The sequence below is a fragment of the Neisseria sp. P0022.S010 genome, from assembly GCF_051956635.1.
Genome location: NZ_JBQCXF010000078.1, coordinates 1 through 10,963, shown reverse-complemented (window position 1 = coordinate 10,963; position 10,963 = coordinate 1). Strand labels below are relative to the sequence as shown.

Below are 10,963 nucleotides of genomic sequence, written 5' to 3'. Positions count from 1 at the left end.
ATCCTAAAAAAATGAATATCTTTTACGAAGAGTCCGGCCAATTCAAAGTTGCCTCCATCGTCCAAAAAAACGACGCCACCTACCAAGTCGATACCCAACACGGCAAACGCACCAAAGTGAAGGCAAACAATGTCTTTGCTGAGTTTGACGGCGATATAGCGGCATTTTTGGAGAACGCGCAGGCACAGGCGGCGGATATCGACACCGATTTATTGTGGGAAGTATGCGGCGAAGAGGAATTTACCACCGAAGCCATCGCCGAAGAATATTACGGCCATGCGCCGACCAAAACCGAGCTGGCGGCGACTTTGATTGCGCTGTATGCCGCACCGATGTATTTCTACAAAAAAGCCAAAGGCGTGTTCAAAGCCGCGCCCGAAGAAACTTTGAAACAGGCGCTTGCCGCCATCGAACGCAAAAAACAGCAAGACGCGCAAATTGATGCTTGGGCGGAAGCCTTGAAACGCGGCGAGATGCCGTCTGAAATCGCGGCGGATTTGAAAACCATCTTACACGCGCCCGACAAGCAGTCGCTGACCTACAAAGCCTTTACCAAAGCCGCCGACGAGCTGAAAATCTCCGCCTACGAACTGGCGAAAAAAACGGGCGGCATTACGTCCATTCCCCAATACCTGCAAGACGGGTTTGAAATCAAATATTTCCCGAAAGGAACAGGCTTCCCCGACCTTCCGCTTCCTGAAATGCCCGACCTGCCCAAAGCCGACGTTACCGCCTTTTCCATTGACGACGAATCGACCACCGAAGTGGACGACGCTTTAAGCCTGACCGATTTGGGCAATGGCATGAAACGCGTCGGTATCCACATCGCCGCGCCGTCGCTTGCCATTAAACAAGGCGACAAAATGGAAAAAAACATCATGGAACGCTTAAGCACGGTTTATTTCCCCGGCGGCAAAATTACCATGTTGCCAGAAAACTGGATTGCCGCGTTCAGCCTTGATGCAGGCGCATACCGTCCTGCCGTCAGCATTTATTTCGATGTGGACAACGAGTTCAACGTCGGCGCGCCGACCTGCAAAATCGAAACCGTCAATATCGCCGAAAACCTGCGCATCCAAACCATCGAGCCGCATTTCAACGCCGAAACGGGCTTGGACGAAGCAGGCGAAATGATGTTCGCCCACCATCAAGACCTGATTTGGTTCTATCAATTTACCATCGCCCTGCAAAAAGCACGCGGCAAATACGAGCCCGACCGTGCGCCGCAATACGATTACAGCATCGAATTGGATGAGGAAGGCAACGTATCCGTCGTCCGCCGCGAACGCGGTTCGCCCATCGATACGCTGGTCAGCGAGATGATGATTCTTGCCAACAGCACTTGGGCGCAAATGCTGGACGAAAACGAGCTACCCGGCCTTTTCCGCGTCCAACCGGCAGGCAAAGTGCGCATGAGCACCAAATCCGAGCCGCACATCGGCATGGGCGTGCAGCATTACGGCTGGTTTACCTCGCCGCTGCGCCGTGCCGCCGACTACATCAACCAAAAGCAGCTGATCAGCCTGATCGATGACACTGCCGAGCCGCTGTATCAAAACAGCGATGCCGAGCTTTTCGCCGCGCTGCGCGACTTTGATGCCGCCTATACGGCCTACGCCGACTTCCAACGCCAAATGGAAGCCTACTGGAGCCTCGTCTATCTGCAACAGCAAGGCACAAGCGAGCTGACGGCCACCATCCTCAAAGAAGACCTCGTCCGCATTGAAGGCCTGCCGCTGGTAACGCGCGCGACCGGTATTCCGTTTGACGCGCTGCCTAAATCGCAGGCATTGTTCAAAATCACCGAACTGGATGCCGAGAAGCAGTTTATCGCGCTCAACTATCAAAAAGCCGTTTTACCGGGCTGATAACGTTATTTCGTTTGAAAAAAGGCCGTCTGAACGCAGAAACAGAAATCTTTGATTTCGTTTTCACCCCCGTTCAGACGGCCTTCATCATCTAAAAATGCTACAATTCCCCTTTTCTGCCCATCATTTCAAACCATGAAAAAAAACGCCCCCCAATCCTTTGAAGAAGCCTTATCCCGCCTCGAAACCCTGACCCAGGCCATGCAAAGCAGCGAAATGCCGCTGGAAGACGCTCTGGCCGCCTATCAGGAAGGCAACGAATTGGTCAGATACTGCCAAACCAAATTGGCGGAAGTCGAGCAGAAACTGCAAGTATTGGATGCTGGCGAACTGAAGGAGTTGAACCTTGAACCCGGCGAATGAACTCAAAACATGGCAGCAAAAAGCCCAAGCACAAACTGAATTGCTGCTGGCACATTTTTTGCCGTCTGAAAGCCAAGTGCCGCACACGCTGCACGAAGCCATGCGTTACGTTACCCTCGGCGGCGGCAAACGGCTGCGCCCGCTCTTGGTGCTTGCTGCGTCTGAATTGGGCGAAGCAAACCAAAACGCCGTCGAGCAGGCGATGGCGGCCATCGAAATGGTGCACGTCTATTCGCTGGTTCACGACGATATGCCGGCGATGGACAACGACAGCCTGCGCCGCGGCAAACCGACCTGCCATGTGCAATACGATGAAGCAACCGCCCTTTTGGTCGGCGATGCACTGCAAACCCAAGCCTTTGATGTACTGAGCCGTCCGACAGGCCTGCCTGCCGAACGTCAGCTTGCCATGTTGTCCACGCTGGCCCAAGCATCCGGCAGCCTCGGCATGGCGGGCGGACAAGCCATCGACCTTGCCAATGTCGGCAAAGCCATGAATCAGGCCGAATTGGAACAGATGCACAGCCTCAAAACCGGCGCACTCATCCGCGCGGCCGTAGCCTTAGGTGCACTTTCCTGCCCGGACTTAACACCGGCTCAAATCCAAACCTTAGACCACTACGCCGCCAAATTGGGCCTGGCTTTCCAAGTGATCGACGATGTATTGGACTGCGAAGCCGATACCGCAACATTGGGCAAAACCGCCGGCAAAGACTCGGACAACGACAAACCGACCTACGTCAAACTGATGGGCCTGCAGACCGCGCGTACTTACGCAGAAACGCTGATTGCAGAAGCCGTTGCCCTGATCGAGCCATTCGGCGACAAAGCCCTGCGCCTGCGCCAACTGGCCGAGTTTGTTACCGCACGGAAAAACTAAACCTGAAAATAAATAAAGGCCGTCTGATAAAGGCCGTCTGAAACCTGATTTTGGGTTTCAGACGGCCTTTTTAACAGACTGAGACCTTTGCAAAAAAGCCTTTCCTCCAACAGCCGAAATCCAAACACAGGTTTTCGGCTGTTTTTGTTTCAAATATCCACTGATTCTACTCAAATACCCCCTTAATTATCCTTGTATACCTGATTAATCAGGCATCCGGGCCGCCTTTTAGGCGGCAACAGGCACACTTAGCCTGTTGCCGCTTTCAACAGGTTCAAACACATTGCCTTCAGATGGCTTTGCGCACTCACTTTAATCAGCCCGAAATAGGCTGCCCGGGCATAGCGGAATTTACGGTGCAACGTTCCAAAGCTTTGTTCGACCACATAACGGGTTTTCGACAAATATCGGTTACGTTTGGTTTGCGCTTCCGTCAGCGGACGGTTGTGGTGGGCTTTGCGCATAATGCCGTCCAACAACTGATGTTCTTTCAGATGTTGCCGGTTTTCCGCGCTGTCGTAGCCTTTGTCGGCATAGACGGTCGTGCCTTTGGATAGTCCTTCCAACAAAGGCGACAGGTGTTTGCACTCATGGGTATTGGCGGGAGTGATGTGCAGTTTCTCGATATAGCCTTCCTCATCGGTACGGGTATGTTGTTTGTAACCGAGTTTGTAGAGGCCGTTTTTCTTTGTCCAACGGGCATCTTCATCTTTGCTCGGTGTGGTTTGGCCGTTGACTTGTCCTTCCTCATCGACTTCTATGGCCTGGCGCTGTTTGCTGCCGGTGGTCTGGATAATGGTGGCGTCAATGACGGCGGCGGATGCTTTCTCTACTTTTAGGTTTTTTTTTGGTCAGTTGGCGGTTAATCAGTTCCAGCAATTCGGACAGGATTAAAACGTCGTCTGAAAATCGACAATTCGTTTTCAGACGACGTTTTATGAGAAATTCAGCAAATCCCTTTCATCTTCCCCAAAAAATCAATCTCCTCACCCGTACCTTCCTCCCCTGCCAAACCGTGCAGCAGCAATCCCAATATATCCTGCGGCAGTTTTTGCGGCGCAGCGGCATAAAGCGCGGCCAGTTGCGGATGGCGCATCAATATATCCGCCTGACGGATGAACAGGTCGATGAGTTCCACCGGCAAATCGGGCTGAATCAGGCGGCGTTGTTGCAGGGTATGGAAGAAACCGCGCATAAAGGCGTATTTTTCTTTGTTCAACTCATGGAAAAACCGCTCCAGCTCCAAATCGGTGTTCTCTTCAATGTCGCGCAGGAAGGCGGCGGAATAGAGTTCTTCAAACGATTGTTTTTGTAGGGCAAAAACGGCTTCGGCGGCTTCCCGCAGGTTGCATTGCCGTGCAAGCAGATTTTCAAATTCGGCACGGACGCGGTTTTTCTGCTCGGTAACGATTTCCTGCAAGAGCGCGTTTTTGCCGCTGTAATATTTGTAAAAAGTAACGCGGCTGACGGCGGCCTCGGTACAGATTCCTCCTACGGATACGGCGGAAAAGCCGTGTTCGCGGAACAGGCGGCGGGCGGTGTCGGCGATGGTTTGTTGTTTGCTGGCGGTCATGACGGTAGAAAGGTTTTGATTTTGTTCATAAAGGGTTTTCATTAAAGTTATCCGCAAGTCGGATACTCATCATATTTCCCCACGGTGGTAATGGCAATACGGCGGCGTTTCAGACGGCCTCTTTCCTTATCCCTCCGCTCCACCCTATGGATGAGGGCTGTCGGATGCTTAGCAGGCCAAATTCATAAAAGTCGCAGAATCGCCCTCCCCAACCTTCTCCCGCCGAATGGGAGAGGGAATTGTTTTTAGATGGTTCACTATAAAAAGGGGGGATGTAAAGTGAATGATAAATACTTGCATTCCTGTTTTTTGTTTCTTATACTTTACATTAATAGTTTGTTTTATGTAAATGTGTAAACAACAAATATTTGCATACTGCCGGATCGGTTGGATTGCCTGATGTTCAATCCGCCCCGGTGTATGCCGTCTGAAAGGATAAGGAAATGCAGAAACCCACCCTCCGCCGCCTGCCGCTGCTGCTTGCCGCCGCTTTCGCCTCCGAATGGATTTATGCCACTGATACGGCGCAAGATGCGGAACAAGTGCAGTTGGAAGAAGTCGTCGTCACCGGAGAACGCACCAACCGCAGCGGCTTTGAAACCGCCACGTCCAACCGCGTTTTCACCACGCCGAACATCGACCGCAGCGGCCACAACCTTTCCGCGACCGACCTGCTCAAACAGACCGTAAACACGGTGGACTTGGGCAGCGGCAACGATTTGCCGACCGTGCGCGGCGTAGACGGCTCGGGACCCGCCGTCGGCGCGGTGGCGTTTTTCGCGGGCACGCGGCCGCGCCTGAACCTCTCTATAGACGGCCGCTCCGCCACTTACAATGAATTCGCCTTCGGCACGCAGTCGCTGTGGGACATGCAGCAAGTGGAAGTCTTGCGCGGGCCGCAAAGCCATGTGCGCGGGCAGAACGCGGTGGCGGGCGCGGTGGTGATGCGTTCCAAAGATCCGACCGATGAATGGGAAGGCGCGTTGCGCTTGGGTTTGGGCAACCAAAAAACGCGCAACATCGCCGGCGTAGTGTCCGGGCCGATTGTAAAAAACAACCTTGCCTTCCGCTTGAGCGCGGAGCGGCAGCAGCGCGAAAGTTACGAGCCGTTCGTGTCTTACGAGCCGACCGGCAACCCGCGCCGCGTGGAAAACACCAACGTGCGCTTCAAACTCCTGCTCACGCCCGAAAACCATCCCGATTTTTACAGCCGCCTGACGCTGAACCACATCCGTTCGCGCGCACCGCAAAACGAAATCATGGGCAATACCGCCAGCCGCCGTTTCTTAAAAGAAAAGCCCGTGTTCGTAACCGGCTCGACATCGGGCATCTGGGACGTATCGTGGCAGCTTAACGACTATCTGAAACTGGAAAACAAACTGGTTTACGGCCACTACCACAACGAGCGGCTGCACCTGCCGATGACCGTCAGCCCGCAAGGCGTGCCCGCCGAACTCAAAGGCCGCGAACTGCAATGGGAGCCGGTATTGCATTTTTCCAACAAAGGCCGTCTGAAAGGCCTTGCCGGACTGCACTACTTCCGCAGCAAACAAGACGAATGGGTGGATATCCGCAGCGTCGGCGGCCGCAACACCTTTGACGACCGCAACAGCGTGCGCGCCCTGTTTGCCGAAACCACATACAGCCCCAGCGAAAAATGGTACATCACAGCCGCCGCCCGCCTTGAAAAAGAAACGCACAAACGAAGCGGCGGCAGCGGCGCACTGCACCTTGATTTAGACAAAGGCCAGACTGTGTTCCTGCCCAAAATCGACATCGCTTTCAAACCCACCGACCAATGGGTCAGCGGCATCAAAGCCGCGCGCGGCTACAACCCGGGCGGCGCGGGCATCACCTTCGGCCGCACCGTCGTAACCTACACTTATGAACCCGAATATGTGAACAACTACGAGTGGTACACCCGCTGGCGCAGCGCAGATCGCCGCCTGCAACTCTCCGGCAACCTGTTCCTGAACCACTACCGCGACATGCAGCTTCCCTTCAATCTCGACATCAACTCCGTCGTCATCCGCAACGCCAAAAAAGTCCACACCTACGGCGCGGAACTCGCCGCAGACTGGCAGGCCACCGACAGCCTGAAACTCACCACCGGACTGGGGCTGCTCAACACCAAAATCAAAAGCTATCCCGACACTGGCATCGAAGGCAACAAACTCGGCCGCGCGCCCAAATACACCGCCAACATCGGCGTGAAATACCTGAACGACAAAGGCTGGGAAGCCGGCGGCGACGTGCGCTTCTACGGCGGCTACTACTCCGCCGCCGACAATGCCGAATCAGGCAAAATCGGCGCATACAACCAAGTCAACCTCTACACCGCCTACAACTTCAAACAAGGCCGCATCTCACTCTACGCCGACAACGTGTTCAACCGCCGTCGCCCCATATTCATTTCCGGCGCCGACCGCCAAGACGCACTCTACCAACGCCCCAGAAGCGTGGGCGTGAGCGCGGAATGGAAGTTTTAGGCGGGGCTGAAATGATGGAGGCCGTCTGAAACTATCGTAGATCAGGCATCAATGCCCTACCTACGGTTACTGGAATAACAAAGGTCGTCTGAAACGGCCGTAACAACCGATTACCGTCATTCCCGCGCAAGCGGAAATCCAGAATGAAGCCTCGAAGGTACTTCTTTATCCGATAAGTTTCTATACGGATAGATTTGGATTCCCGCCTGCACGGAGGTAGCGAAGCGGACACGCGTAAGCTAATGACGGCACAAGAAATCTAATCATCAATATCCAACCTGCGCCTGCTCCCCAATACCCAAAGGAATCCCATGCACTACTTCACCCCCGCCAAAACCCTGCCCGAAGGCACCATCTACCTGACCGACCTAACCCACGTCGCCGACTTTGCCGACTGGCTGGCAGAATTCGAAACCCTGTTAGACCAAAACCGCCGCTTCGCCACCGTCTGCACCCCCATGCGGCGGCAGGTGAGCGACGAACAGCGCATTGCCGACCGCAAAACCTACATCGAATGGATAAAGACACACCGGCCGCAACTCGCCGAACGCTGCGCTGCCATGCTCCTCATCGAACCCGACGCGGCGCAACTGGCATTCTTCCGCGAACAATCGTCCAAACTCGCCCCCGCGCTGGGCGTGAACTACATCGTCGAAGCCGACGAGCAAACCGCCCTGCTGCGGGCGGAAGAAGCGTTGAAGGCCGTCTGAAAAAGACTGCAAACACAGATAGCGGTTTTTCGGCCGCAAATCGGCTGCACACGCTTGATTTTTTTATTTTCAGACGGCCTTTACCTTCACACGCTCCGCCCCAAGGAAAACCAACCCATGCCGCAAACCTCCGCATCCCCCGCCCCGCGCGACTGGCTACTGCTTATCGGCGGCAGCACCTACAAATTCACGCTGACCGGTTTTTATCTGGTCGCGCTGGTCGCCATTTTGAAAAACCACGGTTACAGCCTGAACCAACTGAGCTGGATACATTTAATCGGCGGTATCGAAGCGGCGAAGGTGTTGTTTGCCGCGCTGATGGAGCGGCGGCCGGCGGGGCGGTTCGGACGGTTTCGCGGCTGGCTGCTGGCGGCGACGCTGGGGCTTTCGGCGGTGTTCGGGCTGATGGCCTGCACCGACATGACACGGAATTTCCCGCTGCTTCTGGCCTGCTGCGTTTTGCTCTCGGCAATGTCGGCGGTGTACGGCTGCGCGATGCTGGGCTTGTCATGCATCGTCTTGCCGCACCGCGAACGCGGTTTCGGCGGCGTGATTCAAACGATGGCGGCGCGCGGTGGCAAGATGATCGGCGGCGCGCTGGTGTTGTGGCTGTATCAGGAATACGGGCAGACGGCGGCGGCGGGCTTTATGCTGGCGTTCAGCCTGCTGATGTTGCTACAACTCTTGTGCTACCGTGAGCCGGAAAGCCCGACGGCACAAGGCGGTTTGACGGCATTGGCGGCACGGCTGGTCTCCTTTTGGAGGCAGCCTGAAACGGGCTGGCGGTGGCTGGTTTTGCTGTTTACCGTTGCCACACCGTATGCGTTTGCGGCGGCGACTTTTGTGCCCAAGCTGGCGGATTTGGGCTTCTCCCCGAAACAGACGGGCGGAATTCTGGCGGTGGGTATTCCTGTCGCCTGCCTGATTGTTACGCCGCTGTCGGGCTGGTTTTCGCGCAATTATCCGCGCCGCAAACTCGTGTTCCTGCTGTACGCGCTGCAACTGCCGCTTTTGGTGTCCATGACCGCCATCGACGCGCTTGCCCGCGTCCACCCTTGGCTGCCACCCGCGCAAATCATCGCCCTGAGCCTGAGCTACACGCTGCTGCTGCCGGTAATACTGGCGTTGGTGATGGACAAATCCGACCGCGCCACCGCCGCACTCGACAGCAGCCTGCAATTCTCCGTGGTTCTGCTCGGCAGTTACGCGGCCGGTTTCGCCGCCCTGCGGCTGGCAAAGGCGGTCGGCTATGCCGATGCGTATTGGGCGGCGGTGGGTCTGGCCGTATTGGCGGGAGGGCTGCTGTATGCGTGCCGAGGCCTGTTTGATTCAGACGAGCCGTAAGACTCAAAGAAAGGCCGTCTGAAAACCTGAAATAGGGTTTTCAGACGGCCTTCCGTTATTTTCCGCTACTCTTGCGCTATGATTTTCACGCCCGCTTCTTGCAAGGCGAGATCTTTGCAAAATACGGCTCAGAAACCCCCGCAAACTGCGTTTACAAGCCTCAGCCTGTCTGTTTAATCCAATAGGGCATCTACGAACGCTTTGGCATTAAACGGACGCAAATCGTCGATGCCTTCGCCTACGCCGATGTAGCGGACAGGAACTGGGCAGTCGGAGGCAAGTGCGGCAAGGATACCGCCTTTGGCCGTACCGTCTAGCTTGGTCACGATCAGGCCGGTCAGACCCAGCGCTTCGTCAAAGGCTTTCACTTGGTTGACGGCGTTTTGCCCGATGTTGGCATCAAGCACGACGATGATTTCATGTGGCGCATCAGGCATGGCTTTTTGCAACACGCGCTTCACTTTTTTGATTTCTTCCATCAAATGAAGCTGCGTCGGCAGACGGCCGGCTGTATCGGCAAGCACGATGTCGATCCCGCGCGCTTTCGCGGCTTGGACGGCATCAAAACAAACGGCTGCGGAATCGCCCGTAGTTTGCGAAATTACGGTCACATTGTTGCGCTCGCCCCAAGCTTGAAGCTGCTCACGCGCGGCAGCACGGAAAGTATCGCCTGCCGCCAACAACACAGATTTTCCCTGCGCTTGGAAGTATTTGGCCAATTTGCCGATAGATGTGGTTTTGCCTGCGCCGTTGATACCGGCAAGCATAATCACGAAAGGCTCCTTAGTTTCCGGCAAGACCAGAGGTTTTTCCAAAGGCTTAATCAAGTCGTACAGCGCATCTTTCAGCGCGCCGCGCAATTCGTTGCCGTCTTTGAGGCCTTTGAGGCTGACACGGTCGCGCACGTCTTTCATCAAGTATTCGGTGGCTTCCATGCCCATATCGCTGGTAATCAGCACGGTTTCTAGCTCTTCGTACAAATCCTCGTCAATCTGTCCGCCGCCGAACACGCCGGCCAACGATTTTGCCATTTTGTCGCGTGATTTGGTCAAGCCTTGTTTCAAACGCGCAGCCCAACTGAGCTTGTGTTCTTCTACCGGAGCAGGGGCTTCAGCCGGTGTTTCCCCAACGGCTTCTTGAAATTGCTCGACAGCTTCGCTAACTGCTTCAACAACTTCTTCTTTGACCGCTTCGGCTTGTTCTGCTGCTTCCTCAGCAGCCTCGGCCACTTCAGACGGCATCTCGGCAACGGTTTCTTGAACCTGTTCAACAGCCTCGCTGACGGTTTCAACAGCCGCTTCTTTTGCCGCTTCAGCCTGTTCTGCTGCTTCCTCAACAGCCTCGGCTACTTCAGACGGCATCTCGGCAACGGTTTCTTTTACCTGTTCAAGAGCCTCGCTGACGGTTTCAACGGCCGCTTCTTTTGCCGCTTCAACGTGTTCTTCTACTTTCTCAACTGTTTCAGACGGCATTTCGGTTAAAGCTTCCCGAACCTGTTCGACGGTTTCACTGGCAGTTTCAACAGCCGATTCGACAACTGATTCAACATGCCCTTTAACGTTTTCTGCTAAAGATTCTGCATCTTCTTTAATATTTTCAACTGCTTGAGCAACTTCAGATTCTACTTTTGCTGCGGTTTCCTGAACTTGAGCCTCCTCAGGAGCCGGAGTTTCCTGTTTTTTCTTGCGACGGAAGAAGCTGAACATTAAATTTTCCTTTTAATTTTAGAAACTTGA

General features: G+C 54.8%; 8 protein-coding genes and 1 pseudogene. 6 read left to right on the top strand and 3 right to left on the bottom strand.

Annotated features, from left to right (window positions below):
• The first annotated feature begins 11 nt into the window (after positions 1-11).
• From ACTHUT_RS09080 to ACTHUT_RS09070, 3 genes are all read left to right on the top strand, one after another.
• Entirely contained in the window at positions 12-1,868 is a 1,857-nt protein-coding gene (locus ACTHUT_RS09080) for a ribonuclease catalytic domain-containing protein (protein ID WP_440418743.1), read from the top strand.
• A gap of 135 nt (positions 1,869-2,003) precedes the next feature.
• The gene (locus ACTHUT_RS09075) at positions 2,004-2,231 is read left to right on the top strand and encodes an exodeoxyribonuclease VII small subunit (protein WP_003681131.1); all 228 of its coding nucleotides are present in this window, start codon (positions 2,004-2,006) and stop codon (positions 2,229-2,231) included.
• A complete protein-coding gene (locus tag ACTHUT_RS09070; protein WP_137041403.1) occupies positions 2,215-3,111 on the top strand; it encodes a polyprenyl synthetase family protein in 897 nt (298 codons plus the stop codon). The genes ACTHUT_RS09075 and ACTHUT_RS09070 overlap by 17 nt, the downstream gene beginning before the upstream one ends.
• Positions 3,112-3,339: 228 nt before the next feature.
• Here the strand turns inward: ACTHUT_RS09070 and ACTHUT_RS09065 are convergent.
• Together ACTHUT_RS09065 and ACTHUT_RS09060 are read right to left on the bottom strand one after the other, a co-directional pair.
• Positions 3,340-3,999 (bottom strand): annotated as a pseudogene (locus ACTHUT_RS09065) (IS5 family transposase); the annotation flags it as partial.
• A 58-nt stretch (positions 4,000-4,057) separates the two neighbouring features.
• Entirely contained in the window at positions 4,058-4,726 is a 669-nt protein-coding gene (locus tag ACTHUT_RS09060; protein ID WP_250599334.1) for a TetR/AcrR family transcriptional regulator, read from the bottom strand.
• Positions 4,727-5,127: 401 nt separating this feature from the next.
• On the opposite strand from ACTHUT_RS09060, the gene ACTHUT_RS09055 reads away from it, so the two are divergent.
• The 3 genes from ACTHUT_RS09055 to ACTHUT_RS09045 all read left to right on the top strand — a co-directional run bounded on the left by ACTHUT_RS09055 (position 5,128) and on the right by ACTHUT_RS09045 (position 9,227).
• Positions 5,128-7,173 (top strand): TonB-dependent receptor, encoded by a 2,046-nt coding sequence (locus ACTHUT_RS09055; RefSeq protein WP_250599332.1) that lies wholly within the window; start codon positions 5,128-5,130, stop codon positions 7,171-7,173.
• 311 nt (positions 7,174-7,484) lie between these two features.
• The gene (locus tag ACTHUT_RS09050) at positions 7,485-7,883 is read left to right on the top strand and encodes an extensin (RefSeq protein ID WP_250599330.1); all 399 of its coding nucleotides are present in this window, start codon (positions 7,485-7,487) and stop codon (positions 7,881-7,883) included.
• Between the two features lie 117 nt (positions 7,884-8,000).
• A complete protein-coding gene (locus ACTHUT_RS09045) occupies positions 8,001-9,227 on the top strand; it encodes an MFS transporter (RefSeq protein ID WP_440418742.1) in 1,227 nt (408 codons plus the stop codon).
• A 173-nt stretch (positions 9,228-9,400) separates the two neighbouring features.
• Here ACTHUT_RS09045 and ftsY read toward each other — a convergent pair whose 3' ends face one another.
• Complete coding sequence (ftsY, locus tag ACTHUT_RS09040) at positions 9,401-10,933, bottom strand: signal recognition particle-docking protein FtsY (RefSeq protein ID WP_250599328.1); 1,533 nt, start codon at positions 10,931-10,933, stop codon at positions 9,401-9,403.
• Between the last annotated feature and the right edge of the window lie 30 nt (positions 10,934-10,963).

What these genes read in the sequence shown, in the direction of transcription:
- ACTHUT_RS09080 (WP_440418743.1), top strand. Translation starts at nt 12, where the DNA reads ATGAATATCTTTTACGAAGAGTCCGGCCAATTCAAAGTTGCCTCCATC.
- ACTHUT_RS09075 (WP_003681131.1), top strand. Translation starts at nt 2,004, where the DNA reads ATGAAAAAAAACGCCCCCCAATCCTTTGAAGAAGCCTTATCCCGCCTC.
- ACTHUT_RS09060 (WP_250599334.1), bottom strand. Translation starts at nt 4,726, where the DNA reads ATGAAAACCCTTTATGAACAAAATCAAAACCTTTCTACCGTCATGACC.
- ACTHUT_RS09055 (WP_250599332.1), top strand. Translation starts at nt 5,128, where the DNA reads ATGCAGAAACCCACCCTCCGCCGCCTGCCGCTGCTGCTTGCCGCCGCT.
- ACTHUT_RS09050 (WP_250599330.1), top strand. Translation starts at nt 7,485, where the DNA reads ATGCACTACTTCACCCCCGCCAAAACCCTGCCCGAAGGCACCATCTAC.
- ACTHUT_RS09045 (WP_440418742.1), top strand. Translation starts at nt 8,001, where the DNA reads ATGCCGCAAACCTCCGCATCCCCCGCCCCGCGCGACTGGCTACTGCTT.
- ftsY (WP_250599328.1), bottom strand. Translation starts at nt 10,933, where the DNA reads ATGTTCAGCTTCTTCCGTCGCAAGAAAAAACAGGAAACTCCGGCTCCT.